Origin of the sequence: Chryseobacterium daeguense DSM 19388 (assembly GCF_000430825.1) — a bacterium.
Classification (GTDB): Bacteria; Bacteroidota; Bacteroidia; order Flavobacteriales; family Weeksellaceae; genus Chryseobacterium; species Chryseobacterium daeguense.
The window spans coordinates 72,926-98,728 of sequence record NZ_AUMT01000013.1 but is presented as its reverse complement, the minus strand read 5'-3'; the positions used below and the strand labels follow the sequence as shown (position 1 = coordinate 98,728).

The following is a 25,803-nucleotide window of genomic DNA, read 5'->3' as shown; positions in this document are numbered from 1 at the left end:
TATTTTATAATGGACTTAAATAATACCCGAATCCTGAACGTGTATGAATAAGCTTAACTTTAAAATCTTTATCTATTTTCTTTCTCAGGAAATTAATGTAAACTTCTACCGTATTGGTATTCGTATTAAAATTATGTTCCCAGACATGTTCCGTAATCTGCTGCTTGGAAACAGTTCTCCCCTGCGCTTCCGCCAGATAAACCAAGAGCTGGAATTCCTTTAAAGTGAGAGCAATTTCATTTCCTCCACGATAAACTTTCTGCTCGGTTTTATTGATAATTAAATCATCTATTCTGAGGATATCCTGATCTGTATTTTCTGCTGGAGCCTTTCTTCTGAGTAAAGAATTCATCCGTAAAAGCAATTCTTCAAACTGGAAAGGTTTCACCAGATAATCATCCGCCAGCCTTGTAAAGGCATCTTTTTTATCCGAAAGATCTCCATAGGCCGAAATGATAATAATAGGCGTGTTTTTATCGAAAGAACGAATGGTCTGGCAGACATCCAGTCCATTAATTTTAGGAACGTTGATATCCAGCAGATACATATCGTAGGTGCTGTTTTTTATCTGGCGGAGGAAAGTTTCTCCGTCATAAATTTTGTCGCACGTAAAATTATTTGATTCTAAAAACTTACAAAGCTCTGCGGACAAAATAAGGTCGTCTTCCAATAAAAGAATATTCATCGAAAATTTATTTATACGAATGTAGCGAAAATTTTCAGGATGCTGAAAGAAGTAAGACCGTGAAAGGTAGACTTTAATAAAATTTTAAGGAGGGTTTTGATTTTTTATAAGCAATGAAGCTGGGAGTTGGGGGAAGGAAGTAAGCTTCATCAAGCTTTTCAACATTGTAAGTCCCAGAGTAACTTTCTTAATCTTCTTTTCCAAATTAAGTAATCCCCATCCATGCTTAATACTCTTGAGAGCTTAATAAGCCTTAATGCCCAAACGTCAAGTATCAATTTTAAATTATGAGCAAAAAAAATCCCGAGAAAATCGGGATTAAAATGAGAGCCAACTACGGGACTTGAACCCGTGACCTCTTCCTTACCAAGGAAGCAAACTTTTTAACAAAAATAGATTAACGTTGAAAATCAATCATTTACGTTTTATTAATTTTAATTATCTATTATCTTATTTAGCTTAATGTTACCGTTGATGTTACCCTTCTTTTTTAATTTTCTAAAGGGTTGATCGGCTAAACCAAAGAAAAAATTTGAATCTGCATTAAAAACCTCACATATCAACCTTATATGCTCAGCTGTGAAATGCCAGGATTGTCTATCAGGATATTTATCTTGATTCTTAATATTAGAAAATACAAATTTGGTCATACCAATCGGAGTATAGAAATCCCGATCAAATCTTATCTCATTTAGATTTTTAAGGATTTGTACAAATTCTAATATTTTTTGATCTGAAGTAGTCATTTTAATTATAGTCTTTTAAAACATTACCCTCATTATCAATTTCAGCCATCGAACTTGAATCCTTTTTAGCTCCATAATCATTCTCCCCAGAAAAGAAAACATTTGTATACCAATAATCTTTATTGATAGGTCTTATCACTATTGAATACGGTCTAAAAGTTGAGGGACTTTTAAGTTTATATTTTGCGTTTTCAGCAGCTGATAAAATAATTTTATCTACTTTTTTTAAATCAAAATTTAAAACTGTTTCATCACCAAAAAAATCAAGTTTCACAGGGATGCTTTCATTCTTTCCATTTTCCAAAAAAATCTTTTTTTCTATATGTAGTTTACCATCTTTAAAAATCAATTCTTTTTTCTCGATAAAATTAGAATTTGGAATTACCTCAGTTGTTTGCGCAAAACCTAAAGTTGAGATAAGTAAAAAGATGAACAATATTTTTCTCATGATCTTTTATTTTTTACATTGATATTCTTTCAAATTGAGCCCAAGCTATTAGTTGATAAAATCTTGATACAAATTCTATCGGAACCTCTTCAGGCTCATATTGGGTTTGATTAAATTCAGGAAGCGGATCCGGAATTAAAGTTAAATACCCTTCCTTTTCCTTACTTCTTTTCACAATTTTCACTGTTCGAAGTTCATTTTTCATAACTATTCCATATAATTCATTTGTTGGAAAATATGTTTGCCAATCTTCAATTAATCTTAATCCTATGATTGAACGATGAGGGATTCTACGTGAAATGGAATGACCAATCAAATTACAAGCAAACTCGGCTTTATCGAATTCTGGATTATTAATATAAAAATCCGGCCTTACTTCTGAAAAAAGAACTTCACTACTCCATCCTCCGGCAAAATCAACGTTATAAAATGGAATGCCTAGTTTAACTCCGTCTTTAGGAAGTAACAAATTTTCCCTTTTAGTTACATTATCAAGACCATTCTCATTTCTTAACTCAAAAAAATTTCTGATAAGTAACCTTACGCTATCAGGAATATTACCCGATTTCTCATAATTATTTATGGTTTTTCGAGAAAGTTTTAATTCATCAGCTAATTCTTGCTGAGTTAATCCTAATTTCTTTCTTTGTTCAGATAAATTAAATTCGCTCATTATCAATAAGTTATACAATTAAAGAGAAAATTTGTTACATTTTATTTTTTTATATGTAACTTTTTGTTACTTTTGCTATATCAAATTGATATTACAAAAAGAAATTTCAAAATGAAAGAGCAAACAAATATAGTGAATAACAGAAAAATCAAAACTACGGTTTCCCGTAAAATTCAAGATGATTATGATTTAAGAGTAACTATTGCATCAGAAATAGGGATGAGAGAATCAGCGCTATATCTGGCTGCATACAGAAATTCAAAGACGCTTGAAAATTATTTTTTCATTGAGTCATTTAAAAAACACACTGAATGGAAAGATGAACAAATATTTGAATCAGAAATAATTACATGATATGATAGGAGAAATTAGCCCAGAAAGAGCGGTAGTCATTCTCTCCGCACTTGATAAAATAGAAACATTATCTGCCTTTGTTAAAGCTGAAATGAATACTTCTCGGGGTAGCGTAGGAACTACCCCAGGGAAGTTGAAAAAAACTAAAGCAGAACAAATAAAAGAGGAAGCCAGAAAAGCTTTCCACAAAAGAAAATAAAAAAGCCATCTGCGGTAACAGACGGCGAAAGTTTAACCTAAAAAAGTCAAACAGTAATGGACACAAAAGTACAAAACAAAAAACAATTTACAAACTCTCCAACTGAAAAAGATTTCAGAAAAGCAGTTCAATTAGCAAACAACTTAGAATTCATCGATTTTGAAGTAGACGAAAATGTTAAAATAAATAATTGGTTCGGATTATTCTTGGATGATAGCAATGCATTTTGGACGATTAAAATGACAAATGTTGGTACATACTGCCTTTATCGTGAGGATGAAAAGATTTGTTCAGTTGGAAAGGATTTAGAGAGAGAACTTGACGCTTTCAGAGAAGATCAGCTCGGCGCTGAAGAGAGAAGTATTCAATCTCATAGAGAATACTTGGCAGAACAGAGTGAATTATGGGCTAATTACGGATATGGTAGAATTTAAAATTATGAGTTACAAAGTAGAACAAACAGTTTATGATGTAGGAATTAATTTCTCTACTCAGGAAGCACAGGTTACTGAACAAAAAGTTTTATGTGTCGGCGAAAAAGCACTCTTTGTAAGTGGTATTGATGCAGTATGGGGAACTAAAACAGAAGGCACTTTATATCTAATAAATAAAGATCAGTTTATTCCTGAAAAGGTATTTTCCTCAAATACACATTCAGTCTGGACTGATGATAAAGATAAAGCTAAATACTACGCTAAACAGATGAATGACATTCTAAAATTAAGATCTCAATTTTCCAAAACAGCTTAATAATTATGAAAAGAATGATCGCAATGATATTCGGGGAAAAAGTAACATTTCTCAATGTCAACTCTCGAAGATATTTCAAACAATACTGGTATAAAGGAAAATTCTATTAAAATGAGCTACAATAAAAAATCTTTCATAGCACCAGACAGCATCGATTCCATGAGTGCTATTCATTGTAAAATTTACGAAGATGGAAAAGCCATCGCGAGACTTTCAGATTGTCACGGATCAATTAGATGGCATAATCAGATAAATAATCCTGAAGGCAAAAAGGAAATGATTGAAAAGCTTGGAAATGCTATCACAGAATTACAAAACTTCAAAACACACCTTGAAAATGTCAATCTATAAAAAACTCCATCAAATTCAATGTAAAATCAATGGATTTGGTAAAGATAAAAGATCAGGCTCCGACTCTTTTGGTTATGAATATGTATCTGGTGCCAAAGTTTTAGAATTTATCCGTCCCTTAATGAACGAATTGGGCTTAATTCTTAAACAAGAAATATTATCCATCGAAAATGATCGACAGGATTACACTACAAAGGCCACTAAATGGGAAAATATAAATGGTCAAAATACTAAAGTAGAATATCAAAAACCTAAAGCTGAAATTCTTTCTAAAGTAATGATGCGCTTCACGTGGGTTGATGTAGAAACTGGCGAGAAAGACGAAAATTTATTCGGCGCAAATGGCCAGAATGAATGGGAGAAAGGTCTTGGTTCCGCTCTTACCTACGCTGAAAGATATTTCTTCTTAAAGTTCTTCCATATTCCAACAGACGAAGATGATATTGATAATGAGTTGAGAAAAAAAGTTGATGATGAAAAACCTCAAAATACTTCTCCAGCTCAAACTCCAGAAAATAAACCTGCCAATACTCCTGCTCAACAAAATAAAACTCTGCCATATCTAAATGAGAATGATGAGAACTGGAAAAATATGGAAGCAGCCATAAAAGCCGGAGAGAAAAAACCATCATTGGCAGCAATTCAGAAAAAATACAGGTTAGCAAACAAAACCGTAGAACTTCTTAAAACCAAATTTCAAATTCAATAGTTATGGGAGCAATGAAAAATTCAGCAATAGAAGCTCAAGAACAGGAAGCAGTAAATATCGCTCCTATTGAGCAACCGGATAATAGATCTGAGCGAGAGATTTTAATAGAAAGATTAATTACGAGAGACATTTCAATGTCTTACTCCAAATTAAAAAATCTTGATAGTCCTATAAATTTTATGAGTGCTTTACTTAAACCGAAAAGTAAAAATGCAGGAATGAATTTCGGAAGCTTGGTTGACTGCCTTGTTTTGGAAGATCACAAATTCCATGAAAAATTTGCAATCCTTTCAAAGGGACCATCAAAAGGAAATCAGGAAGAAATGGTAAATGATATTATGAACGCTCACCCATTAGATCTTGCAACTGATTTTGATAAAGTTTTTGAGCAGGCATTTAAAGACAATTATAAATCCGGAAAGATTGAAAATGTTTTACATCTGAAGGCATATTGCAGAGCGCTTCTAAGTGGAAAGGATTGCGTTACTCAGGAGGAATATGATAAAGCTGTAAAAATTTCTGATCATCTAAAAAATGCTCCAGACGTTGCAGATGAGTTATGTGTTTGCGAAGAATTTCAAAAGAAGATCAGGTTTGAATATATGGGTTGGAAATTCGTTGCGATTCTTGACACTTGGTCGCCTACTCTTTTTCATGATTTCAAATTCGTATCGCAACTAAACCCTGATAAATTCAAATGGGAGATTGAAAAATACGACTATGAAATGCAGATCGGAGTTTACGCAACAGGTTTGGAAATTCTGGGACTTTCCACAAATCCAAAATTTAAGTATGTACTGTACGATGATAAATTCAACTATTCGGTTCCGGAGGTTGAGGTAGGTTATATAGATTACTGTAAACGAAAATTCGAGTACTATATGATGCGTCTGAATAAAATGGTAAATGAAAGAGCCTTTGACAGATCGTACGATTATTTCAAGAGCAAAAACATCCTTTATAAACCACAATGGGCTGCAGGATTTGATATGACAATTTTTCAAGACGAATAATTATGAAATCTATTGAAATCGAAACTCTCATTCGTGATGGAAAGTTCCGGCAGAATAATGATTTCATAAAGAAGGCGGTACAACAATTCGAAGGCAAAGAAATCACTCTCATATTTAAAAGGAAATATAAAAAACGTTCCAACGGACAAAATAGTTTTTACTGGAAAGTATGGATTCCTATTCTGCAGAGAGGTGTACTTGATACATGGGGAGAGATAATGTCAGCTGAAGATGTCCATGATCTTATTAAGATGAACTGCAACTACGAAGAAAAGATAAATGAAGATACTGGACTTTTTGTGAGAGTTCCTCAATCATCTACAAAGCTCAATACTTACGAATGGGAGTTCGAATTCAAACAAAAAATTAGACAATTCGCAAAGGACTTTTTCAACATCGTCCTTCCTGAACCAAACGAACAATTAAAAATTGAAATGTGAAAGAAGGTGACATAAAAACTCTCAACAAAGATGCAAAATTCGCCAAGAGCTTCTGGGCCAAAAAAGGTGAAAAAATAAAGATCATCGGGATTAGCGGAAATGCGGTGATCTGTGAGAGAGAAAATGGTTACCGATTTCCATGCAATATTAAAGACCTTGATTAGATGGATTTAGATATACAAAAATTCAGAAAATGGTTAGAGCAAGGTGGTTGCGACATTCTACCAACTACCAACGAATATGAAGCCCTAAAATTTAAAGGCAGAATCATAGGAATAGTTTACAAAAGTGGTAAAACATCAAATAAATATACAGCGAGAGCAATCCGGTTTTTTAAAGAAAATAAAAAATGGGATGGCTATCCTCCAAATGTCGGAAGAAAGTCGAGCTACAAAAAGGAAAAAGCCCAGATTTTAGAACGTGACGGTGATCTGTGTTTCTTCTGTAATAAAAAACTTGGCGACGACATTACGCTGGAACATTTATTAGCTCTTTCCAGAGGTGGAAGAAATGCTCTTCCGAATATGGTTCTCATGCATGAAAAATGCAATAATGAACTTTCAAACCTACCATTAATAGATAAAATAATAAAAATTAAAGAACAGTATGGCAAGACATGAAATTTATTTAAAAGCTATCGAAAAGTGGGGCGTAAGAGCTCAATATGAGATGGCACAGGAAGAAGCCACAGAATTGGCTTTAGCAGTTCGCAAACATATCAGAAATAATAATGAGGAAAGTTTCAAAAACCTTGTGGAAGAAGTAGCTGATGTGAAGATCATGATTGAACAAATGGAAATGATTAATCCCCTTTTGGGATTAAAAGTTGAGGAAATGATCGCTAAAAAAGTTAACCGCTTAGAAAAGCGTGTTGAATTAAATGATTTTGAAGCAAAATAAATATTTATGAAAGTAATTGAAGTTAACTCTGATCAGCTTGAAAAATTAGTTGATTTCGCAAACCAAGAAGAAAAGCAGATTGAAATCAAATCTGCATCGCTAAAAGATCACTTCCTAACGTACTCTTATGAGTTATTAGTCGGCCTTATGAAAGGTGATGAATTGTCCCGAAAAGGAGTTCATATCGTACACGATGATATGTTAGAAGCTTTTAAAAAGTTAGATGTTTTTCTGGCTCATATTGATGGACTCTTCCACTGGTCCAATAATCAAACTCCTCTTTCAGAACTTGAAGCTCATGAGAGTTTAGAAAATTATGGTGTTACAGCTTTTAAAATTACTGGAAGTGATGAAAACAGATCTGTAATTCTTACCGGATCCAAAACTGTTACCTACGGAGTAATTGGATTTACTACTCCAAAAATAAAGCTTGACAATAGTAATTATCTCTACATAGAAGAACTTAATAATTACTTGAAAATTGTGATAGAGCAAGTCGAAGCTTACATGAACGGAAAAACGGCTCCGCAATACGAGCAGCTGTCAATGGAATTTCCTTCAGAAGATGATGGTGATGAAGATTTTGAAAATGCAAAAATAGATTAGTATGTCTAAAGAAACTTTAATACAATACGAATATGGAGCAATGTCTTCAAAATATTCATTACAGGCAAAAAACAAACTTACAGCTTATGCTGCAATGTGTGTCCATTTTCAATCTTCTGCACATTTGATTGCAATTTATTCACCTATTGAATGTAAAGAAGATAGTTGGTTAAATCCATCAGGTCAAATTTCAGAAAGATTAGATGAGATTTTCGGGGGCAAAGATTCCTTTGATAAATATTTCGAAGAAAACATTCAAGAAATCAAAAAATCTTACAACTCAATAAAACAAATAGTTTAAAATGTCAATAGCTGAAATCGTTAAAGAAAACGCGCCAAATTTATTTACAATCGCTGAAAAGCCAAAGTTCACATTGAGGCCATATCAAAAAGAAGCGGTTGAAGCTGGCATAAAATATTTTCAGGGAAACTCAAAAAAGAATGTTCTTCTTATCCTTACAACCGGAGCAGGTAAATCTGTGGTCATAGCAAATATGCTTGCTCCTTTGACCGGAAAGACGGTGATCCTACAGCCTTCTAAGGAAATCCTGGAACAGAATTTCGCAAAGTATATCAGTCAAGGTTTTAAGGCTTCCATTTATTCTGCTTCTGCAGGACAAAAAAAAGTAGATAATATTACTTTCTGTACAATCGGCAGCATCATTAATAAAAAGCATCTTTTTGAGGGACTGGAACACATTATCATTGATGAATGCCACTTAGTAAATCCAAAGGGAGGAATGTATGAGGAATTTATTTCAGCTTTTCCGAAGGCAAAAGTATTAGGACTTACAGCAACTCCTTACAGGTTGCATAACACAATGGAAGGTGCTCAATTGAAGTTCCTGACCAGAACAAAGCCAAAAGTATTTGATGAGGTTCTTTATTATATCCAAAATAGTGAGCTTTTCGATAATGGTTACCTGGCCAAACTTGAATATTTCTCCTTTGATGTTGTCGACAGAAAAATGCTTCAGCTAAACAGTACAGGAACAGACTTTACAGAACAATCTTTGAGAAGATATTACAAGGTTATTGATATGCCTTCTAAGATTGTGCAATACGCACATAGACTGTTAGCAAAAAGACCAAATCTGTTAATATTCTGCTCTCTTATTGAAGAGGCTGAGAATGTAACCAGAAGAATTCCCGGAGCCGTACTTCTTACCGGATCAACAAAAAAAGATGAGCGGGAAAAAATTCTTACTCAATTCAAATCAGGAAAAATAAGATGTGTTGTAAATGTGGGAGTTCTTACCACAGGTTTCGATTATCCGGAACTGGAGTGTGTACTGATTGCCCGAAGTACCATGTCATTAGCTCTTTATTATCAGATTGTAGGGCGAGTAATGAGAATAGCTCCAACAAAAAAAAGCGCATGGGTTGTGGATCTGGGAGGAAATGTAAAATTCTTCGGAAAGATTGAAACCATGAAAATAGAGCAAACCCCAACAGGATTATTTTTTATATCCAATAACGGAAGACAGCTCACGAATGTACCATTTCAAAAATAACTGAAATTAAAAAATGAACTACTTAAAGCTAATAAACAATTTCTGGACTATGAATGAAGTGTATTCATTCCGATCAACCGAGATTGCTCTTTACTTCTACCTATTGAAAGTAAACAATCTGTGTTCTTGGAGAGAATCCTTCGATCATAACAATCAGAAGGTTTTATCAAGTATCGGCTTGACAGATGTTCGTACTCTTAATTCAGCGAGAAATAGATTGAAGCAAGCAGGCTTAATAGACTTTAAAACGAAATCCGGAAGTGCTTCCGCTCAATATTCTTTAAAAACCTATGCAAAAAATGTAGAGGATTATGCAGAGGTTAGTGCTGAGGTTCATGTCGAGGATGTGTCGAGCTTAGTGTCTACTAAAGATAAACTAAACAAAACTAAAAATAATAAAGAAAGTAAAAAAGAAAATCCACCCACTAAAGTTCCTCCAAAAGAAAAACAGGAAGTTGGTAATTCCGAATCTGAAAAATCATTTAAGCAATTAACACAAATAGAATTTTATAATTCCTTAAAACCTTTTGTAAAAGAATTCGGTAAACAAACCGTAAGAGATTTTTACGATTACTGGATTGAGCCAAGCGCTTCCGGAGTAATGAAATTTCAACTGGAAAAAACTTGGAGTACAAAAGGCAGGTTGGGTACTTGGAAAAGAAATGAAGGAAAATTCGGAGTAAAAACTCAAACAGTGACAAAAGCCGATAATTTACAACCAGAAATTCTTGGACCATGGGCTTCGTAGATTTATTAGGCAGAACTCAGCAAAGAATGAGATTCATCCGTGAAAACGGAGAGCTTGATCCGATACACTTTGGATTTACAACCTGGAATAAATTCGATGAGGGTAAGTATTTGATGGGATCCAGAAAAACTACAATTCTGATCGGAGGTGAACCCAATCATGGTAAATCTCAATTTACAAATGAATTGGTTATGCAGCTTATCGAGAAATACAATTTCAAGGTTGCAATTTTTACCACAGAGAGCGGAGATGTCGAGAAAGTTTTTTCTCATTTCTGTGGACTATACCAAGGTAAGCCATATTCTAAAATTAAACCTGATGGATCAAAGAATCCTTATGCAATGACAGATGCAGAAGCCGATGAGGCGGAGCACTTTCTTCTGGATAAGCTTTATGTTTTCAAACAGGATCGAAAAAATTCCGCTTATCAATCCCTTGAAAATATTTACAAGGAATTGGCTAAAGCTGAGCAGCATTACGGAATTAAATTCGATAGTCTGGTGATTGATCCGATCTACGATATTGAAGACTTTGAACCAAAAGCTAATGAGGTTTTAAGATGTCTTAACCGCATTAATCTGGAAGCTGAAGAAAACAATCGATATGACATTATAGTCAATCATGTGGCGGAAACTCAGAAAACTTTAGATCATAAAACAGGTAAGAGAAAAAAATTATTAGCACTGGCGGATGAATTCTATGGGGGAAAGAACAATAACAGGAAGGCTATGCTGCAGGTTTTAGTTCATCGTCCGGAACCGAATAATGATCCTGAAAAAGGACCAATCATCAAAGAGAATCAGACGAATGTTCACATTCTCAAAGTTAAGCCAGAAGGAATTGCAAAATGGGGCATTTATGACATTTACTTCGACTGGAAAAGCCGGAGATATTACGAGTATTATGTAGAAAATGAAACGACAAAGTTCGCATTCGCCAACTGTACAAAGTTTTATGACCGTAGTCCAGTAAGTAATTTGAATATACACAATTTAAGATTTACACCAGAACAGGCATTTGGAAATGGACCAGTACAACCAACACAAACAGAAGACGACGATGAAGACGATTTCCCATTCTGAAGCAGTTGAAGCTTTTCGACAGTTTTGTCAGGGATGGGACGATAGAGTTCACACTCAGGATGATAGAGAAACTCAATTAATGGTCAGAAATAAGCTGATGAAAGCAATAGGCAGGATCGAATATTTTCTCGGTAAAAGTGACGAAAAAGCAATGTTGAAAGCCAGAGGAAATTTAATTCCTGGATCTAATGAAGCCAACGAAAAAGAAGTATTGGCCATGTTTGAAAATCAGAAAAAAGACTGGTACAAAGACTTTAAAGAGATAAGTCATGACATTAACTACATCATGTGTATTATGGAGAATGTGTATGAGTTAAAAAACAGACGGAGCTATGAATCCTTCCAGTTAAGAGCAGAAAATCACAAACTCAGAGCAGAAATAGAAAGATTAAGAAATGAAAAACAATAAACCACACTGGCTAAAGCCTTTCCAAGAGCTTTACGTCCAAAACAGACGAGAAAAAAGTAATTACAATAACTACAAAATTGAAGTAAATGAATCTGAAATTAAAAATCTTAGGAACTCCACAGCCAAAACAGTCGGTAAGATCAAGAGTAGCGAGAACAAAAAACAATAAGGTCTACGTTCAGCATTACCAAACTGCTGAGGTTAAGCGAAATGAAAAAAATATTGCTTACGATGTAAAATCACAACTTCCAGCAGGTTTTGCACCTTATTCCGGAGCAATCCATGTGAAAAAACTTCTTTATGTTTTTGCTCCACAAAAAAACTGGCCGAAATATAAGCTGAAGGAACTGGAGCAAGGCAAAGTTTTCTACAAAGATGTAAAGCCTGATCTGACAGACAACCTAAATAAGCCATTATTTGATGCGCTGCAGGGAATTGTTTTTCTGAATGATTCTCAGATATGTAAAATTTCCAATGTTGAAAAAATCTACGGATTAGTCCCAAGAATAGAGATAGAGTTTGAAACTCTCAATTAAAAAAAAACGATGTTTGAAGGTAAGTACACACAATTATCATTTGATTTTGAGGCGACACAAAATGTTTCTTCAATAATTCTGGGTGATCCTGGAAATATTAAAAACATGATGCCTTTTCTTTTCGATACACAGGCAGAAGATATAAGTTTCGCAGAAAACAGGTTTAAAATTGGTAAAGGATATTTATTCACCAACGGAACCGGAACAGGAAAAACTTTTGTTGGCCTTGGTATTGCGAAACGATTCTTTGCTCAGGACAAAAGAAATATTTTAATAATTGTTCCTACCGAAAAAAAATGTACTGACTGGAAAAAAGAAGCTGAGGTCTTTGATTTAAACGTTCATCATCTTTCCGGAGTTCACGATCCCGGATTTGAAATAAGTGTGACAACCTATGCAAATTTCTACCAGAATCAGGCGCTGTTAACTAGAGAATTTGATTTGGTTATTTATGATGAAAGCCATTATTTGAACCAAAACGCACAGGGGATTTCCACTTCGTACTATATGCAGCATCAGGAAATTGTAAAAGTTCCATCTGTTGTAAAAACCAAAATCAGAAAATCATCTGCTCTCTACTCTACAGATGAATATGGTAGAGAAGTTTTCAACAAAGAGCTTTTCAAGAAAATTGTTACTGAAATAGTTGATAGAACAAAAGTTGTTTTTCTTTCAGCAACTCCTTTCGCCTACCATAAATCAATAAAATATGCAGACGGTTGTTTGTTTGAGATCAATGAAACGATAGAAGATCCAAGCTATGAAGATGGATATAATGTGCCGACAGGCTGGAGCAAATTCATGGTTGAGAATTTCGGATATCGGATGAGGTACAACAAATGCACCATTCCGGAAAGTGGTGTCGATCAAAACCTGATGGAGAGAAATTTTTTCGAGAGACAGAGAGAGCTCGGTGTAATGTCTACCCGACAGATTAATTTAGATTATGATTATTCGCGTGAATTTATTACGCTGGATTCTGAGATCGGAAAAGAAATTGAATCGGGATTTGAGCTGTTCTGGGATCAGACGTTCTGTGATAAATATCCGATCCTTAGTGACAGAATTCATAAAAAACATAATCACCTGTACATTACCCAGCTGTTGGAATGTATAAAAGCCAGAGAGATCCCGAAAAGAATTTATCAGCATTTGAAAATGGGAAGAAAGGTAGTTGTTTTTCACAATTACAATAATTCTCTACCCTCTCACCCTTTTCAGTTTCACAGTGACGAGTTCCTGGATAAAGATGAAGATTACAACCCTGAACTTGATATTGAAATTTCAAACTTCAGAGACGAATACTCTCACTTTTGGAATTTAAACCTTAATGATCTGATCAATGTTAGGGAAACTTTAAAAAGATATTTTCCGGAGGCGAAAGAGTTCAACGGAACTATTAATAAAAAACTCCGCAGCAGATACATAGATGAGTTTAACGAGGACGATTCGGACACCAATTTAATTATTGTTCAAATCAAGGCAGGACAGGAAGGGATTTCACTTCACGATAGGTCAGGAAAACACCAAAGAGTATTAATCAACTTAGGACTTCCTACAGCTCCTACTCAGGCGATCCAAACCGAAGGCAGGATATACAGAGAAGGTTTAAGAAGTAATGCGATTTACGAGTATGCTACGATCCAAACCACTACGGAAAGATATGCATTTGCGACTAAGATTGCGCAGAGATCAAAAACGGCTGAAAATCTTGCGATGGGAAATCTCGCCCGTGATCTGGAAACGGCATTCAAAGAAGGATATAAAAACGCCCACACCGACGAGCCAAATACAAATCAGGGAACAGGAGGAAAAGAAGCTGACAGATTTTTATTCACGATATCGGAATTTGATAAGGCTAAAACATTCTATTTCGCACGTGGTAAGAAAACCTCATCCAATAAAGCCAGAGAAGGTGTCGATTATTTTGCTACTCCGGAACCGCTGGGAATGAAGATGGTTGAGTGGTTGAATCCAGAAGCAAATGAAAATTTACTGGAGCCGTCTGCCGGACATGGAGCGATCGGAAGATTTTTCCCGGGAAATACAAATAATCATTTTATTGAGCCGAGCCATTATCTGGCTTCTGAGTTATCAATAAATGCTACAGGGAAGGTTCACAATATTGCATTTGAAAATTATCACATCAGTAATAAGTTCAATAAGATCGCAATGAATCCTCCTTTTGGAGCTTCCGGAAAAACAGCAATGGAACACATCATAAAAGCCTGTAAGCATTTAGAATATTGGGGCGGTGAAATTTTAGCAATTGTACCGAATGGTCCAGCAATGCAGAAAAGACTTGACGATTTCTTTTACAACAGAAATAGTAAATACAAATTGACTGGAGAGATCATTTTACCTGGATGCACATTTGAGAGAGCCGGCACAAAAGTCTGGTGTAAGATCATAAGAATTCAGGACGGTTATCATCGTGGAAACTATAAAGATTTCCGAAGAATTGATCTCAGCTATATAAACGATATCACTGAATTTTTTGATTCAATAGAACACTTAGAATTTTAACATAAAACCACTATATGAAAGCAAGTAATCCATTTGAAACAGCTATTAAAACGTATTTAGATGCTGAAATCAATAACGATCCAGAATTGGCCACAGCAGTTCAGAATAAAGATAAAAATCTTACAGACTGCTGCGCATACATCATGGGAGAGGTAAAAAAATTAGGAGTTCATGCCATGACAAATGATGAGGTATTTACATTGGCTAAAACATATTATTTGACCAAAGATTTGAAAAAAATTGCCAAGGTATCTGGACATGTCGTTGTTGGTGGAACCGCAGAGCAAGTTGCTGAGATTAACAAAAATAATCCGCCACGAAAAACTCCAGAGCGTGCAAATGTTGCAGCAAATCCCAAACAGGAAGCTAAACCTAAAAAACCTAAAAAGGAAGAAAAACCTGCCGATGGAACTCAGTTATCACTTTTTGAATTAATGTCTTAGTTATGAAACCAAAAACCAAAATAGAAATAGCCGTAAAGGAGTTAGAAAATAAACTACCAAGATTAACAGCAGAACAGATTTCTTATGCCGTTGATCGACTATATCCTAAATTATGCTATGCAACAAAACATAAAGCATTTTGTCTGGAATGTGGTTCAAATGTAGATATGAAACTTATTTCCAATGAAAAAGTAACCTGCCCTACCTGTCAATCAAAACTAAAAGTAAAAAATACAAGGCAAATAAAAGATCATACAGAGTTAAGAATATTTGCATTGGCTTCTGTAATAAAAGAAGGAATTTACGATTTTCAAGTGACCAGATGTTTTTACACCAGAGTGAGATACAGAAAAGGAGAGCCAAAAGATATTGTTTGCTGGGAAATTAATCAACGTTGGTATGATGGAAATAGTAAGAAGGTTGTTATCAATTCTATGATAGAAAGCGGATATACTGGGGGATATTGTGGCTCATTAGAAATTCGTAAAGTTGGATTTAGTATTACTTACTATACGAATAAAAATTATGATCCTTTTCCTTGGTTTTTTCTGCCAGAATCAAAATTCCGTTCTGATCTTCTAAAGAGAGGAATTACTGCAAAACGATTAGAAGATATCCAATTTTCAACTTTAATAAATAAGCTGGAGAAATGCCCTAAAACAGAAACATTGTTGAAATTAGGCTATATCAATATCATTGAGCAATGGACGAATGAAGACATTGAAGAGTACTGGCCAGCGCTCAGAATATGTTTTAGAAATAAGTACAAAATAAAAAAAGAGCATACGGAATCATATAGGGATTACATTGAAGCCTTAGCTTTTTTAGATAAAGATCTTCATAACAAATATTACGTTTGTCCGGAAGATTTTGTAAAAGCTCATGATTATTATATCAATCTGAAAATTAAGAAAGAACTGGAAGTTACCGGAATTAGTGATAAAAAAAGAATTGATACTGCACAACCGCAATACCAAAGAGAAAAAGGAAAATTTTTAGGACTTGAATTTACTTCAGGAAAATTAAGCGTTCGACCATTACAGAATGTACAGGAGTTTTACGAAGAGGGAAAATTGTTTCACCATTGCGTTTATGCCAATAGCTATTATAATAAAAAAAACAGTCTCATATTTTCAGCAAGATATGAGGGTGTAAAAATAGAAACTATTGAATTTGATTTAAGAACATTTATAATTCGTCAAAGTCATGGCTTAAAGCATAAAAAAAGCAAACACAGTAAAAAGATCGAAGACTTAATACTTAAAAATGTTCCAAAAATTAAGCAGATAATAAATAAAAGAAATCCTAAAAGAAAACAATTAATCAGCGCATAATGAAGAAAAAAGGACTTATATCATTTTCTGGTGGTGAATCCTCAGCTTTCATGCTTTGGTGGTTGCTGCAGAATAAAAGTGACGAATATGATTTCACTGTTATTTTCGCCAATACTGGTAGAGAGAATGATGAAACCCTTGAATTTGTCAGAAAAATTGGAGAGCACTTCGGTTGTGAAATTATTTGGGTTGAAGCCGAAATTCATTTAAATCAAAGAAAAGGAACAACTCACAGGATCGTTACTTTTGAAACTGCTACACGCAATCAGGACTGGAAACTAAGAGACAATACTCCTTACGAAATGATGGTGAAAAAATATGGTTTACCGAACATTTCTTCAAAGTTTTCAACCAGAGAATTGAAAGAGAGACCGATTCATTCTTACATGAAAAGTATCGGATTTAAAAAGAAAGATTACGACACTTTCATCGGGATCCGAGTTGATGAGTTTGATCGTATGAGTTCAGGAAAAAGCGAGTATAATTTAAAATATCCGCTTGTATCTTGGAAACCATTTACAAAAAAGCATGTTAATTTTTGGTTTGCTCAGCAACCGTTCAGATTAAATCTAAAAGGATGGGAAGGCAATTGCTGTGATTGCTACAAACGAAACTTAGATAAACAAGCTCAAATAATGATCGATGATCCTTGGAAGTTTGAATTTGCCGAATACCTTCAGAATAAATATGGCTACTACATTCCGGAAAGTAAAAAAAGAAAACTGAAAAAAGAAGGAAAGCCACTACCGGAATTACCAATCAAAATTTTCAGAGAAAATTCCACAGTTGAAGATATCAGAAAAAGGGCAGAACAATTAAAAAAGAAAATCAAAGATGACAGTTCCTCAGAGGATTTACAATTATCATTCTTTGATGATGAGGAAAGCTGTGAAGTATTTTCCCAGTGTGGGATCGATAATTAAAACAATTTTAAATTAAAATAATATGGAAGAATTAACCATCGAATTGTCTCAATATGGAGACGTACTGGCAATCAAAAACGATTATGTTTTCACATTGTTAATGAAAATTACCGATTGTCAAGCTAAAAAAGTTTACAAAATCATAGATATAGCTGCTTCAAAAGTTCCGGATAAGGAAAAAATTGAACTCATGAAAAACGACGATGAATTTTTACTGTTAATACTAAAACCTTAAAATATGAAAGCCTTATCAATTAAACAGCCTTGGGCATCACTCATAGCTAATGGAATTAAGGATATCGAAAACAGAACTTGGAAAACAAATTTCCGTGGCCGGATATATATTCATGCATCATCTAAACCTGCAAGCTGGAATGATCTTAATTCGCAGCAAAGAAAATTAGTTGGAATCAGTGATTGTCGTCAATGGGATTTATACTCCGCAATCATCGGCGAGGTTGATGTTATCGATTGCGTAATCAATCATGAGAGTATTTGGGCGGAGAAAATAAGCGAATCTGATTTTCAATTATCTGTAATTTTAAATGTAAAACCGAAACCAATTTATAACTGGGTTTTGGCAAACGCAGTGTTTTACGATAAGCCAATTTTTAATGTAAAAGGAAAATTATCTTTTTGGGAATTTGAAAAATAAAAATATATGAAAACAAAATTTATCAAAGTAAAATACAAAGATTTAATACCTGGTAAAGAATATATTCAAATGCATCCTATAATGCTTAAAAATAAGCATGTAGCACGAACAGATTTTCCAGAACCCGAATGGGTCGAAGAAGTTCCCGATCGTGAGGATGAAATGACAGAGCTATTAACCGATGCGATAGATTTGATTCAAAATCTACCATATGATGAGAAATTACAAGAGACCAGAGGTAATTTAATTATGAATTGCGAAAGTATAATTTATGAAATTAAAAATAATGCTCCAAATATTTTGGATTAACAAACTAAAACAAACAACATGACAGAATCAGACTTGATAAAACAATTTTACGGAGAAGATTTTGAAAGAATCAACCGTAGCGATTATGGTATAGATAGTGATGGATTTTCTAATTTCTATGATCACGGAAATGAAACTTTCCTGCATGGTTATGAAATATTCTCATTTAGAACTACGAGAAATGATTTAGTTCCTGTTAGACCATTAGGTTTAGGAAAAGCTCTTGAGGACTTAAAAAATAATAATGGGTGGTATTTAATTACCGAAAAAAATAGGATGCCTGAAAATGATGTTTGGGTTTGCGATTTCAAAGGTAAAAAGATAGCGTTCCTGCATGAAGCTTTTAAACCAATTCCTAAAAAGTATACACATTATAAAACTGTAGAAAAACCTAAACTTCCACTGTTCTAAACAATAATAAAAGCAAAATTTCAAAATCCTAAAGTATTCTAATAGAATACTTTTTTTGTATATTTGTGTAATAATTGTTGATAAAATGGGAATTAAGAAAGACAAACGAAATTACCGTAAGCACTCAGAAGAAAATCAGGAGCTGATAAAAAAATCTCTCATGGAATTGGGTGCAGGTCGTTCTATCCTTCTCGATAATGAAGATGAGATTATTGCCGGAAATGAGACATTTACTCAGGCAGAAAAGCTCGGAATTCCGATAAAAGTTATTGAGACAGACGGAAAGACTTTGATAGCTGTTAAAAGGACGGATTTAGCCACTGAGGACGATGCAAGAAAACAATTAGCCATTGTAGATAATCTTGCTACGGATAAGTCCGAATTTGACTTTGAACTTCTTTCAGATGATTTTGAGATTGACTTCCTTGAGGATATCGGATTTGATAAGGTTGATCTTATACCAAAAGGAATTGGAGAAAATGATCCTACAGCTGAGTGGACTGATATGCCGGAGTTTGAACAGGAGGATTTATTGGCAAAAAACAGAGTGATTGTTTCTTTTGAGAATGACGAAGACAGATTCGCATTTGCAAAGCTGATAGGCATTAAAATGACGAGAGATACAAAATCGATTTGGTTCCCAGAAAAGAAACCGGAAATCGTAAAAGATTTGAGATACAAAGATGAAGAATAAATTTCCTATTTACATTGTTTCAAAAGGTCGTTACGAGATACGATTAACAAGTGAATCACTTTCCCGAATGAAGGTAGATCATTATATCGTTGTAGAGGAACAGGAATACGAGCTGTATAGAAAACATACAAAAGGAAATCCGTACGTTACAATTCTTATCTTAGATAAAACCTTTCAGGACAATTACCAAACCCTCGACGATCTTGGAAGTACAAAAAGTAAAGGTCCGGGACCAGCAAGAAACTTTGTTTGGGATCACTCAATCAAAAACGGTTTTGCCTGGCATTGGGTAATGGATGATAATATTCAGAGCTTCTACCGTTGGAACCGAAACAAACAGATCAGAGTTGAAACCGGAGCGATCTTCGCAGCAATGGAAGATTTTTGCATGAGATACGAAAACGTTGTGATGGCTGGTCCGAATTATTTCATGTTTGCATGTTCCAAGCAAAAGACACCTCCCTTCATAGCCAATACAAGAATTTATAGTTGTAACCTGATCAGAAACGATATCCCCTTCAGGTGGAGAGGGCGTTATAATGAAGACACAATTTTATCACTTGATATTCTCACTGCCGGACTTTGTACTGTGCAATTTTATGCTTTCTTACAAGAGAAGCTGAGAACACAAGTTTTGAAAGGTGGAAACACAGGTGAATTCTATGCGAAAGAGGGAACATATCCGAAATCTAAAATGCTCGTTGATGTCTACCCTCAATACGCTAAAATAGTCTATAAATTCAAGCGTGTACATCATCATGTTGATTATACACCTTTTAAGCGAAATAAATTCATTAAAAAGCCCATAGAGATTCCCACAGGTATCAATAACTATGGAATGGAGATTAAAAATATTACTACCTTAGATAAAAAATCTTAGGTATGAAACCCGAAAATAAAAAACTCATGGACTTACAAAAAGTTTTAAAAAGCAAGGTGAAAAGAGCCAAAGAAAAAAAGAAAGATCTGGAAGTTCTTATCGATGGTGGAACAGCAACTTCAAGACACAAACAGGAATATGTTGAGGTGAAAGCCCAGATCGAAGCGTGGGAAGACATTATTGATTTAATCGAAGGAATGACCGATGAATAATTTATACCGATGGAAAAACAACGGAATAACAACGGACAATTTGTCAAAGGGAATACTGAAGGGAATAGATTCTCTAAAGAAAACCAACCCGAAAATAATGGCAGAAAGCCTAAGAATGTTTCAGACTTCCTAAAGGAGTACGGAGATAGCAATGAGGTTGAATTTGAGATCACACTCGTTAAAGATGGAAAGAAGAAAGTACAGAAAGGCTCAATCAAAAGTAAAGCGTCAATAAATCAGCTTATAGCCATTACGATCACTAAAAATGCAATTCAGGGGGATAACAAGGCAATAACCACGTTCCTCGACAGAACAGAGGGAAAAGTACCTCAGAAACATAATCACGGTGGTCAGGAAGATAACCCAATTGAAATAAAGAATCAGGTTACAGTTTTTGAGTTACCGAATAACAACAGAGATTAAATTTGTCAACTATAAATGTCATAAAACCACAGGAGGGCTATCAAATGAAAGCCCTTTCTTCATCTGCGGACATCGTTATCGGTGGAGGTGCTGCGGGTGCTGGTAAGACATTCTCTCTCCTACTCGAACCGTTAAGACACATTCATGTTAAGGGATTCGGGGCGGTTTGTTTCCGTAGAACCTCTCCAATGATCCGTGCGGAGGGAGGTTTGTGGGATGCTTCGGAAAAACTTTACAGAAAGGTAAGCGGTGCGGAATCTCGAAACTCTATTTTAGAATGGAAGTTTGAAGCCGGAACAAAACTGAAATTCTCACACATGCAGTACGAAGAAAATAAATTCGACTGGCAGGGTGCGGAGATTCCTTTGATTATGTTTGATGAGCTTACTCACTTTAGTAAATCGATGTTCCTGTATATGCTTTCTCGTAACCGTTCTACGTGTGGGATCAAACCATACATAAGAGCTACCTGCAATCCGGATCCGGACAGTTGGGTTGCAGATTTCATTGAATGGTATATCGACCAAGATCCAAACTCACCAAATTACGGTTATCCTATTCCAGAACGTCAAGGAGTTGTAAGATACTTCACAAATGAAAATGATAACATTGTTTGGGGTGATTCCTTTGATGAGGTTTACCATAAGTGCAAGGAATTTCTTGATAGCGAGATTGAGAAGTCCGGAGGCTTGGTTTCTCCAGCTGACTTCATCAAGTCTTTTACATTTATCGGCGGTTCCATTTATGAGAACAAAGAACTTTTAAAAATCAATCCTGGATATTTAGGAAACCTCAACGCACAAAGTCAGGAAGAAAAACTCCGTTTACTTGGTGGTAACTGGAAAATTTCTCTTAAAGGAAATGATATTTATGACTTCCATAAATTCAACGATATATTTACAAACTCTTTTGTTCCGGAAGGTGAAAAATATTTAACAACCGATATAGCCATGAAAGGCTCTGATAAATTCATTATTTATGTTTGGTCGGGTAAAATTATGATTGACTTTCATGTAATGGAAAAATCAAAAGGAAATCAGGTCATTGATTTATTAAAGTCGAATCTATTCGCCTACTCTGTCCCAAATTCAAATATGGTTTTCGATAATGACGGTGTCGGTCAGTTCGTTGATGGATTTATTGAAGGAGCTAAAGAATTTAATAATGGAGCAAGACCTCTCCCAAATAATGAAACTGGAATCATTGAAAACTACAATCACTTAAAATCTCAGTGTTTCTATAAATCTGGAGAAGCTGTTAATCGAGGCGAATATTACATCCCTCCGCACGTAGCAAATAAAAAGTATGATGAGAAAATGACTTTAAAGGAACGAATGCTCTACGAAAGAAAAGCTATCAAAAGAGATAAGGTCGATAAGGATGGAAAGCTATGCGTGATTAAGAAAGAGGAAATGAAAAACTATCTGAGTGGTCAATCTCCCGATGTTTTGGATGCATTTATGATGAGGGAGTTTTTTGAATATGAAGTGAACAAAACCTCCACAGGCGGTCTTTCAGTTTCAAACGGTGGAAATTACGATGATTACTCTGATGATAATGATTATTATTCATCGTATCTAAATTTCTAATCAAAATGTTTTCTAATAGAATACTTTTTTCACTAACTTTACGCTTTAGAAATATTTAAAACAAACTAAATCAATTTATTATGTCACAAGAGGATAAAATTTTAGCTGCAATTCATATCCTTACCCAAGCTAAGGAAGAAACTGCGGAATTATTGAAAGACACGCCAATGCTTTCTATCAGAGTAGAGAACACAATGGGATTACTTATCAGAGGAATAAACCACGCCAACGGTTTTAATGTTGCTGCATCGGAAGAAAAGAAGGAATCAAAACAACTTTCTAATTTCTTCGGCTTAGATGTTCAGGATATTGAAAAGCAAGATCTCCCAGCTGTGGTTGAGGTTTCCAAATCTGAAAAAGATTTATTCATGGAAAGAATTCAGATTTTATATGATGGATTTTTAGATAGAGAGGATAAGGAGATTGTAGAATCAGTTCCAAAATTAGACGTTTTAGGCGTGGCAAAATTAGCTGGAATTACTGTTGAGAATCCTGCATCACAGAATATCACCCAAACGTTTGTAAAATCCATTAAAAAAGCTATCAAGGATAAAAACGAGGTTGAAGCAAACAGACAAAAAGAATTGACTAACCTCAACAAATTGCAAAATGCATTAAATCCTGAGACTGATAAAAGCATAGATCTTCAAAAAGAAATAAATGAAGATGTTAATACTGAAGATCAACAATAATGGATTTCTTTCACGACGGTAAAAAATGTTGGATTCCTGAATCTCTGTCTCAAATCACATTAAAGCAGAGACAGGATTTTGAATTGACTTTCGGAAAAGAATTGAATGAATCATTTAAAGATGTTTTGAATCCCGATCCAGATGCTGAGAACGACGAAATGAGAATATTGGAATACAGGATTGATTTAGCTTGTAAATCCGTGAGTTTCTTCTCCGGAATTCCTTTGGATCAAATAAGAAATACAAGGCTTGATAAGGTTCTTTCAATCTATGAAGCATGTTTAGCTCCTATTTTTTTAAAAGAGGACGAAATAGAACTCCAGGAAAAATATTATTTCGAGGATGATCTTTGGGTAATTCAAGCGCCTGATTTAACATACGACAGCAGTATTACATTTAACGAGGTTATTCTCGGCAAACAGATCGTTACTGAGATCAAAAACTTTGCTTCTGGTTATTGGGATGCACTACAAAGGTTAGCTGTAATTTATTTTAGAAAGATCGATGCGGATGGTAATGTTGAGAAGTTCGACGAGAAATGGATGAGTGAAGGCTCTGAAAGATTAGAGCTTATGAGTAAACTTCCAATGGACTGCGCTTTGCACGTCGCTTTTTTTTTGACCAGTTCGATGAATTCCTTTCTAAAACTTTCTCCGTATTTGGAAAGTCTCGAAAGAGTAAGGGACCGAATCTCGCAGGACACTTTGAAAAATGGGGATGGATGAGTTTCTTAATCTATGTTGCTGAGAATGGAACTCCTTTCCATATCCAAAACGGAAAAAGCAACCTGGATAATATCAAAGAAACAAGCGCTTATAATATTCTGGTCTGGGCGAGTGAGAAAAAAGATTTTGATGAAACTCTAATGCAGTACTACGAATCATTAACATAAAAATACTGAAACAATGATCTTAGAATTTTTATTTGGAATTGTGTCTGTGATCCTCACTCATAATTTCATCAAGCATAACAAAGCAACTTAGTTTTTATATAGTGTTAATTTCCCGACTGGCGTTTTGTCGGTCGGGTTTTTTCAAAAAAATAATTTAAAAATAAATATATGAGCCAGTATGGAAATTACCCACCACCACCTCCAAAGCCACAGAAACCAAAAAAAGTTAAGCAAGGTGAATCACAACCACGACAGGTGAATGAAACACAAATCGGCATCGGGTGTATAGCAATCATCCTTTTTGGGATTGTCTGTATAGGAGTAGGAATTTTAATAGATAAATTTTTGTTATGAGTTGCAAAGAAATATACGGTTTATCTGAGGTTGAATGTTCATTCACCAACGAAGAAAAAGAAAAGATTAATGAAGCAATTTACATCCTTCAATTAGAATGTAATATAAGCTTCGAATATGCCAAATCCATGATTGAAAGTATTGCTAAAGAGATGAAGAATAGTGCTGAAGACATTAAAAAACTTGGAGAGCACTTACGTGGATTAGAACAAATTCCATCATATAAGAATTTCAGAATTATTCCTTCAAAAAACTCTGTAAATCCTTATGATAGAAGATATAAAGCAAAAAGAAAATGGTAAATCCTTTACACATAGCAACTGGTTGGTTCCGCTCTCAGGTATATGCTCCGGAGAGGATTAAAAAATTATCTGAAGAAAGATTGAAAGTGTGCATTGTTTGTCCGTATGCCGTTGAAAAATCCTTTTTAAAGATTAGAGAAGATGGAGAACATCAGGAAAAGACAAAAGCATGTGATTTGTGTGGCTGTCCGATACAGGAAAAAACTCTCGTTGAATCTGAAAAATGTCCGGAAAACTTATGGGAGAAGTAAAATGTAATGGAAAGACCGGCTACAAGTCTCAAAAACTTGCAAATACAGCTAAAAATCAGATTAAAAGGCTTAGCCATAGAAATAATATTCCAAAGCGATCATATTACTGTAAAAAGTGTGGTCATTGGCATTTAACAAGTATGAAAAACGAATTAAGATCAGAAGACTATGAATGAATTAAATATTTACATGACCTTTCAAAATATTTTGAGTAAATCATCAATTATTGATGGCAATTTTTCCATTGTTCCAGGCTATGGTGCTGATCTTAATTTTGAACAGGCAGGAGAAACAATCATAAACGTTGTAAAGCCTAAAAAATACCCTTTAGTTGCTTTATTTCCTCCGGTAGAAGTTCTGCGAGATAACATCATTCAGTATAAATTAAAGTTCATTTTCTGTGTACAGACAGGCAATGGCAGCTTAGGAATAAAAGACATCAAAAGTAATAATACAAGCGGTCACCCTATCATTTATGATTGGAAAGATATGAGAGAATGTGCCGTGAACTTCTTTCAAGTTGTTTCTGATCTGGGGAAAACAAATCCAAAACCATTTAACCTTACTAAAGATGGAAATTATATTGAGCGTTTTAGCGAGATGGGGACTGCCAAATTATCTGGAGTAGTTCTCTCTTTTGATTTTACGATTCTAAACAACACAAAATGCGAAAATTCAGAGTACAGCATTTCAGATTTAAAGGATCTGCTAAGCCTGAATAATATTCACCCTCAACACAAACATTAAAAA

41 protein-coding genes are annotated in these 25,803 nt (G+C 34.6%); 37 read left to right on the top strand and 4 right to left on the bottom strand.

The features are described 5' to 3' along the window. Positions 1–4 precede the first annotated feature (4 nt). The 4 genes from H560_RS0115695 to H560_RS21845 all read right to left on the bottom strand — a co-directional run bounded on the left by H560_RS0115695 (position 5) and on the right by H560_RS21845 (position 2,552). Positions 5–685, bottom strand: a complete 681-nt coding sequence (locus tag H560_RS0115695; protein ID WP_027380904.1) for a response regulator transcription factor — start codon at positions 683–685, stop codon at positions 5–7. A gap of 434 nt (positions 686–1,119) precedes the next feature. Beyond that, entirely contained in the window at positions 1,120–1,431 is a 312-nt protein-coding gene (locus tag H560_RS0115690) for a hypothetical protein (RefSeq protein WP_027380903.1), read from the bottom strand. A gap of 1 nt (position 1,432) precedes the next feature. Further along, positions 1,433–1,879, bottom strand: a complete 447-nt coding sequence (locus H560_RS0115685; protein WP_027380902.1) for a hypothetical protein — start codon at positions 1,877–1,879, stop codon at positions 1,433–1,435. 13 nt (positions 1,880–1,892) lie between these two features. Then, positions 1,893–2,552, bottom strand: a complete 660-nt coding sequence (locus H560_RS21845; RefSeq protein WP_051289362.1) for a helix-turn-helix domain-containing protein — start codon at positions 2,550–2,552, stop codon at positions 1,893–1,895. Positions 2,553–2,663: 111 nt separating this feature from the next. On the opposite strand from H560_RS21845, the gene H560_RS0115675 reads away from it, so the two are divergent. From H560_RS0115675 to H560_RS0115485, 37 genes are all read left to right on the top strand, one after another. Further along, positions 2,664–2,906 carry a hypothetical protein gene (locus H560_RS0115675; protein ID WP_027380901.1) on the top strand — a complete coding sequence of 81 codons (243 nt, stop codon included), beginning with the start codon at positions 2,664–2,666 and terminating at the stop codon, positions 2,904–2,906. A 1-nt stretch (position 2,907) separates the two neighbouring features. Continuing rightward, a complete protein-coding gene (locus H560_RS0115670) occupies positions 2,908–3,105 on the top strand; it encodes a hypothetical protein (protein ID WP_027380900.1) in 198 nt (65 codons plus the stop codon). A 56-nt stretch (positions 3,106–3,161) separates the two neighbouring features. Beyond that, positions 3,162–3,539: a hypothetical protein gene (locus H560_RS0115665; protein ID WP_027380899.1), complete on the top strand. Its 378-nt coding sequence runs from the start codon at positions 3,162–3,164 to the stop codon at positions 3,537–3,539. A gap of 4 nt (positions 3,540–3,543) precedes the next feature. Beyond that, positions 3,544–3,855, top strand: a complete 312-nt coding sequence (locus H560_RS0115660) for a hypothetical protein (RefSeq protein WP_139326100.1) — start codon at positions 3,544–3,546, stop codon at positions 3,853–3,855. Between the two features lie 111 nt (positions 3,856–3,966). Further along, positions 3,967–4,206: a hypothetical protein gene (locus tag H560_RS0115655; protein ID WP_162143865.1), complete on the top strand. Its 240-nt coding sequence runs from the start codon at positions 3,967–3,969 to the stop codon at positions 4,204–4,206. Further along, positions 4,193–4,915 carry an ERF family protein gene (locus tag H560_RS0115650; protein ID WP_027380896.1) on the top strand — a complete coding sequence of 241 codons (723 nt, stop codon included), beginning with the start codon at positions 4,193–4,195 and terminating at the stop codon, positions 4,913–4,915. Before H560_RS0115655 ends, H560_RS0115650 begins: the two co-directional genes overlap by 14 nt. A gap of 11 nt (positions 4,916–4,926) precedes the next feature. Further along, a complete protein-coding gene (locus H560_RS0115645; protein ID WP_175608784.1) occupies positions 4,927–5,928 on the top strand; it encodes a PD-(D/E)XK nuclease-like domain-containing protein in 1,002 nt (333 codons plus the stop codon). A 2-nt stretch (positions 5,929–5,930) separates the two neighbouring features. Next, positions 5,931–6,368: a hypothetical protein gene (locus H560_RS0115640; RefSeq protein ID WP_027380894.1), complete on the top strand. Its 438-nt coding sequence runs from the start codon at positions 5,931–5,933 to the stop codon at positions 6,366–6,368. Then, on the top strand, positions 6,365–6,532 hold the full coding sequence (locus H560_RS23010; protein ID WP_155845030.1) for a hypothetical protein: 168 nt from the start codon (positions 6,365–6,367) through the stop codon (positions 6,530–6,532). The genes H560_RS0115640 and H560_RS23010 overlap by 4 nt, the downstream gene beginning before the upstream one ends. After that, positions 6,533–6,988 (top strand): HNH endonuclease, encoded by a 456-nt coding sequence (locus tag H560_RS21840; protein WP_034753003.1) that lies wholly within the window; start codon positions 6,533–6,535, stop codon positions 6,986–6,988. After that, positions 6,975–7,268, top strand: coding sequence for a nucleoside triphosphate pyrophosphohydrolase family protein (locus H560_RS21835; RefSeq protein ID WP_027380893.1), 294 nt, complete (start codon positions 6,975–6,977; stop codon positions 7,266–7,268). The genes H560_RS21840 and H560_RS21835 overlap by 14 nt, the downstream gene beginning before the upstream one ends. Before the next feature lie 6 nt (positions 7,269–7,274). Beyond that, positions 7,275–7,874 (top strand): hypothetical protein, encoded by a 600-nt coding sequence (locus tag H560_RS0115620; RefSeq protein ID WP_027380892.1) that lies wholly within the window; start codon positions 7,275–7,277, stop codon positions 7,872–7,874. A 1-nt stretch (position 7,875) separates the two neighbouring features. After that, complete coding sequence (locus tag H560_RS0115615; RefSeq protein WP_027380891.1) at positions 7,876–8,175, top strand: hypothetical protein; 300 nt, start codon at positions 7,876–7,878, stop codon at positions 8,173–8,175. A 1-nt stretch (position 8,176) separates the two neighbouring features. Next, positions 8,177–9,388 carry a DEAD/DEAH box helicase gene (locus H560_RS0115610; RefSeq protein ID WP_081413992.1) on the top strand — a complete coding sequence of 404 codons (1,212 nt, stop codon included), beginning with the start codon at positions 8,177–8,179 and terminating at the stop codon, positions 9,386–9,388. Between the two features lie 13 nt (positions 9,389–9,401). Further along, positions 9,402–10,136: a hypothetical protein gene (locus H560_RS22520; RefSeq protein WP_076390698.1), complete on the top strand. Its 735-nt coding sequence runs from the start codon at positions 9,402–9,404 to the stop codon at positions 10,134–10,136. Beyond that, positions 10,124–11,218 (top strand): P-loop NTPase family protein, encoded by a 1,095-nt coding sequence (locus tag H560_RS21825; protein ID WP_076390697.1) that lies wholly within the window; start codon positions 10,124–10,126, stop codon positions 11,216–11,218. Before H560_RS22520 ends, H560_RS21825 begins: the two co-directional genes overlap by 13 nt. Further along, positions 11,196–11,627 carry a hypothetical protein gene (locus H560_RS0115595; RefSeq protein ID WP_139326099.1) on the top strand — a complete coding sequence of 144 codons (432 nt, stop codon included), beginning with the start codon at positions 11,196–11,198 and terminating at the stop codon, positions 11,625–11,627. Before H560_RS21825 ends, H560_RS0115595 begins: the two co-directional genes overlap by 23 nt. 86 nt (positions 11,628–11,713) lie before the next feature. Next, on the top strand, positions 11,714–12,163 hold the full coding sequence (locus H560_RS0115590) for a RusA family crossover junction endodeoxyribonuclease (RefSeq protein WP_027380888.1): 450 nt from the start codon (positions 11,714–11,716) through the stop codon (positions 12,161–12,163). Positions 12,164–12,172: 9 nt separating this feature from the next. Further along, positions 12,173–14,689 (top strand): DEAD/DEAH box helicase family protein, encoded by a 2,517-nt coding sequence (locus H560_RS21820; protein WP_051289360.1) that lies wholly within the window; start codon positions 12,173–12,175, stop codon positions 14,687–14,689. Between the two features lie 14 nt (positions 14,690–14,703). Further along, positions 14,704–15,132, top strand: a complete 429-nt coding sequence (locus H560_RS22515; protein WP_051289359.1) for a Cas9 inhibitor AcrIIA9 family protein — start codon at positions 14,704–14,706, stop codon at positions 15,130–15,132. Positions 15,133–15,134: 2 nt separating this feature from the next. Beyond that, positions 15,135–16,466 carry a PcfJ domain-containing protein gene (locus H560_RS0115575; RefSeq protein ID WP_027380887.1) on the top strand — a complete coding sequence of 444 codons (1,332 nt, stop codon included), beginning with the start codon at positions 15,135–15,137 and terminating at the stop codon, positions 16,464–16,466. Beyond that, a complete protein-coding gene (locus tag H560_RS21810; protein WP_051289358.1) occupies positions 16,466–17,389 on the top strand; it encodes a phosphoadenosine phosphosulfate reductase domain-containing protein in 924 nt (307 codons plus the stop codon). The genes H560_RS0115575 and H560_RS21810 overlap by 1 nt, the downstream gene beginning before the upstream one ends. A 22-nt stretch (positions 17,390–17,411) precedes the next feature. Next, entirely contained in the window at positions 17,412–17,624 is a 213-nt protein-coding gene (locus tag H560_RS0115565) for a hypothetical protein (protein ID WP_027380886.1), read from the top strand. A 3-nt stretch (positions 17,625–17,627) separates the two neighbouring features. Further along, a complete protein-coding gene (locus tag H560_RS0115560; protein ID WP_027380885.1) occupies positions 17,628–18,044 on the top strand; it encodes an ASCH domain-containing protein in 417 nt (138 codons plus the stop codon). Positions 18,045–18,050: 6 nt separating this feature from the next. Next, positions 18,051–18,353 carry a hypothetical protein gene (locus H560_RS0115555; protein ID WP_027380884.1) on the top strand — a complete coding sequence of 101 codons (303 nt, stop codon included), beginning with the start codon at positions 18,051–18,053 and terminating at the stop codon, positions 18,351–18,353. Positions 18,354–18,371: 18 nt separating this feature from the next. Further along, positions 18,372–18,764, top strand: coding sequence for a hypothetical protein (locus H560_RS0115550; protein WP_027380883.1), 393 nt, complete (start codon positions 18,372–18,374; stop codon positions 18,762–18,764). A gap of 85 nt (positions 18,765–18,849) precedes the next feature. Beyond that, a complete protein-coding gene (locus H560_RS21805) occupies positions 18,850–19,458 on the top strand; it encodes a ParB N-terminal domain-containing protein (RefSeq protein ID WP_051289357.1) in 609 nt (202 codons plus the stop codon). Then, positions 19,448–20,338, top strand: a complete 891-nt coding sequence (locus H560_RS0115540; RefSeq protein WP_027380882.1) for a GREB1-related protein — start codon at positions 19,448–19,450, stop codon at positions 20,336–20,338. Before H560_RS21805 ends, H560_RS0115540 begins: the two co-directional genes overlap by 11 nt. A gap of 26 nt (positions 20,339–20,364) precedes the next feature. Further along, entirely contained in the window at positions 20,365–20,550 is a 186-nt protein-coding gene (locus tag H560_RS0115535) for a hypothetical protein (protein WP_162143864.1), read from the top strand. A gap of 9 nt (positions 20,551–20,559) precedes the next feature. Continuing rightward, positions 20,560–20,973 (top strand): hypothetical protein, encoded by a 414-nt coding sequence (locus tag H560_RS0115530; RefSeq protein ID WP_027380880.1) that lies wholly within the window; start codon positions 20,560–20,562, stop codon positions 20,971–20,973. A gap of 2 nt (positions 20,974–20,975) precedes the next feature. Further along, a complete protein-coding gene (locus H560_RS22510) occupies positions 20,976–22,562 on the top strand; it encodes a terminase large subunit domain-containing protein (RefSeq protein WP_051289356.1) in 1,587 nt (528 codons plus the stop codon). 80 nt (positions 22,563–22,642) lie between these two features. Continuing rightward, complete coding sequence (locus tag H560_RS0115520; RefSeq protein WP_027380879.1) at positions 22,643–23,254, top strand: hypothetical protein; 612 nt, start codon at positions 22,643–22,645, stop codon at positions 23,252–23,254. Next, positions 23,254–23,979, top strand: a complete 726-nt coding sequence (locus H560_RS0115515; protein ID WP_027380878.1) for a hypothetical protein — start codon at positions 23,254–23,256, stop codon at positions 23,977–23,979. Before H560_RS0115520 ends, H560_RS0115515 begins: the two co-directional genes overlap by 1 nt. Further along, positions 23,976–24,146 (top strand): hypothetical protein, encoded by a 171-nt coding sequence (locus H560_RS23005; RefSeq protein WP_155845029.1) that lies wholly within the window; start codon positions 23,976–23,978, stop codon positions 24,144–24,146. The genes H560_RS0115515 and H560_RS23005 overlap by 4 nt, the downstream gene beginning before the upstream one ends. Before the next feature lie 350 nt (positions 24,147–24,496). Then, positions 24,497–24,802, top strand: a complete 306-nt coding sequence (locus tag H560_RS0115500) for a hypothetical protein (protein WP_027380876.1) — start codon at positions 24,497–24,499, stop codon at positions 24,800–24,802. Then, positions 24,796–25,053: a hypothetical protein gene (locus H560_RS0115495; RefSeq protein WP_027380875.1), complete on the top strand. Its 258-nt coding sequence runs from the start codon at positions 24,796–24,798 to the stop codon at positions 25,051–25,053. The genes H560_RS0115500 and H560_RS0115495 overlap by 7 nt, the downstream gene beginning before the upstream one ends. Before the next feature lie 168 nt (positions 25,054–25,221). Further along, the gene (locus tag H560_RS0115485; protein ID WP_027380873.1) at positions 25,222–25,800 is read left to right on the top strand and encodes a hypothetical protein; all 579 of its coding nucleotides are present in this window, start codon (positions 25,222–25,224) and stop codon (positions 25,798–25,800) included. Positions 25,801–25,803: the final 3 nt, after the last annotated feature.

Coding starts and splice junctions, on each gene's coding strand:
- H560_RS0115695 (WP_027380904.1), bottom strand. CDS start 685: ATGAATATTCTTTTATTGGAAGACGACCTTATTTTGTCCGCAGAGCTT.
- H560_RS0115690 (WP_027380903.1), bottom strand. CDS start 1,431: ATGACTACTTCAGATCAAAAAATATTAGAATTTGTACAAATCCTTAAA.
- H560_RS0115685 (WP_027380902.1), bottom strand. CDS start 1,879: ATGAGAAAAATATTGTTCATCTTTTTACTTATCTCAACTTTAGGTTTT.
- H560_RS21845 (WP_051289362.1), bottom strand. CDS start 2,552: ATGAGCGAATTTAATTTATCTGAACAAAGAAAGAAATTAGGATTAACT.
- H560_RS0115675 (WP_027380901.1), top strand. CDS start 2,664: ATGAAAGAGCAAACAAATATAGTGAATAACAGAAAAATCAAAACTACG.
- H560_RS0115670 (WP_027380900.1), top strand. CDS start 2,908: ATGATAGGAGAAATTAGCCCAGAAAGAGCGGTAGTCATTCTCTCCGCA.
- H560_RS0115665 (WP_027380899.1), top strand. CDS start 3,162: ATGGACACAAAAGTACAAAACAAAAAACAATTTACAAACTCTCCAACT.
- H560_RS0115660 (WP_139326100.1), top strand. CDS start 3,544: ATGAGTTACAAAGTAGAACAAACAGTTTATGATGTAGGAATTAATTTC.
- H560_RS0115655 (WP_162143865.1), top strand. CDS start 3,967: ATGAGCTACAATAAAAAATCTTTCATAGCACCAGACAGCATCGATTCC.
- H560_RS0115650 (WP_027380896.1), top strand. CDS start 4,193: ATGTCAATCTATAAAAAACTCCATCAAATTCAATGTAAAATCAATGGA.
- H560_RS0115645 (WP_175608784.1), top strand. CDS start 4,927: ATGAAAAATTCAGCAATAGAAGCTCAAGAACAGGAAGCAGTAAATATC.
- H560_RS0115640 (WP_027380894.1), top strand. CDS start 5,931: ATGAAATCTATTGAAATCGAAACTCTCATTCGTGATGGAAAGTTCCGG.
- H560_RS21840 (WP_034753003.1), top strand. CDS start 6,533: ATGGATTTAGATATACAAAAATTCAGAAAATGGTTAGAGCAAGGTGGT.
- H560_RS21835 (WP_027380893.1), top strand. CDS start 6,975: ATGGCAAGACATGAAATTTATTTAAAAGCTATCGAAAAGTGGGGCGTA.
- H560_RS0115620 (WP_027380892.1), top strand. CDS start 7,275: ATGAAAGTAATTGAAGTTAACTCTGATCAGCTTGAAAAATTAGTTGAT.
- H560_RS0115615 (WP_027380891.1), top strand. CDS start 7,876: ATGTCTAAAGAAACTTTAATACAATACGAATATGGAGCAATGTCTTCA.
- H560_RS0115610 (WP_081413992.1), top strand. CDS start 8,177: ATGTCAATAGCTGAAATCGTTAAAGAAAACGCGCCAAATTTATTTACA.
- H560_RS22520 (WP_076390698.1), top strand. CDS start 9,402: ATGAACTACTTAAAGCTAATAAACAATTTCTGGACTATGAATGAAGTG.
- H560_RS21825 (WP_076390697.1), top strand. CDS start 10,124: ATGGGCTTCGTAGATTTATTAGGCAGAACTCAGCAAAGAATGAGATTC.
- H560_RS0115595 (WP_139326099.1), top strand. CDS start 11,196: ATGAAGACGATTTCCCATTCTGAAGCAGTTGAAGCTTTTCGACAGTTT.
- H560_RS0115590 (WP_027380888.1), top strand. CDS start 11,714: ATGAATCTGAAATTAAAAATCTTAGGAACTCCACAGCCAAAACAGTCG.
- H560_RS21820 (WP_051289360.1), top strand. CDS start 12,173: ATGTTTGAAGGTAAGTACACACAATTATCATTTGATTTTGAGGCGACA.
- H560_RS22515 (WP_051289359.1), top strand. CDS start 14,704: ATGAAAGCAAGTAATCCATTTGAAACAGCTATTAAAACGTATTTAGAT.
- H560_RS0115575 (WP_027380887.1), top strand. CDS start 15,135: ATGAAACCAAAAACCAAAATAGAAATAGCCGTAAAGGAGTTAGAAAAT.
- H560_RS21810 (WP_051289358.1), top strand. CDS start 16,466: ATGAAGAAAAAAGGACTTATATCATTTTCTGGTGGTGAATCCTCAGCT.
- H560_RS0115565 (WP_027380886.1), top strand. CDS start 17,412: ATGGAAGAATTAACCATCGAATTGTCTCAATATGGAGACGTACTGGCA.
- H560_RS0115560 (WP_027380885.1), top strand. CDS start 17,628: ATGAAAGCCTTATCAATTAAACAGCCTTGGGCATCACTCATAGCTAAT.
- H560_RS0115555 (WP_027380884.1), top strand. CDS start 18,051: ATGAAAACAAAATTTATCAAAGTAAAATACAAAGATTTAATACCTGGT.
- H560_RS0115550 (WP_027380883.1), top strand. CDS start 18,372: ATGACAGAATCAGACTTGATAAAACAATTTTACGGAGAAGATTTTGAA.
- H560_RS21805 (WP_051289357.1), top strand. CDS start 18,850: ATGGGAATTAAGAAAGACAAACGAAATTACCGTAAGCACTCAGAAGAA.
- H560_RS0115540 (WP_027380882.1), top strand. CDS start 19,448: ATGAAGAATAAATTTCCTATTTACATTGTTTCAAAAGGTCGTTACGAG.
- H560_RS0115535 (WP_162143864.1), top strand. CDS start 20,365: ATGGACTTACAAAAAGTTTTAAAAAGCAAGGTGAAAAGAGCCAAAGAA.
- H560_RS0115530 (WP_027380880.1), top strand. CDS start 20,560: ATGGAAAAACAACGGAATAACAACGGACAATTTGTCAAAGGGAATACT.
- H560_RS0115520 (WP_027380879.1), top strand. CDS start 22,643: ATGTCACAAGAGGATAAAATTTTAGCTGCAATTCATATCCTTACCCAA.
- H560_RS0115515 (WP_027380878.1), top strand. CDS start 23,254: ATGGATTTCTTTCACGACGGTAAAAAATGTTGGATTCCTGAATCTCTG.
- H560_RS23005 (WP_155845029.1), top strand. CDS start 23,976: ATGAGTTTCTTAATCTATGTTGCTGAGAATGGAACTCCTTTCCATATC.
- H560_RS0115500 (WP_027380876.1), top strand. CDS start 24,497: ATGAGTTGCAAAGAAATATACGGTTTATCTGAGGTTGAATGTTCATTC.
- H560_RS0115495 (WP_027380875.1), top strand. CDS start 24,796: ATGGTAAATCCTTTACACATAGCAACTGGTTGGTTCCGCTCTCAGGTA.
- H560_RS0115485 (WP_027380873.1), top strand. CDS start 25,222: ATGAATGAATTAAATATTTACATGACCTTTCAAAATATTTTGAGTAAA.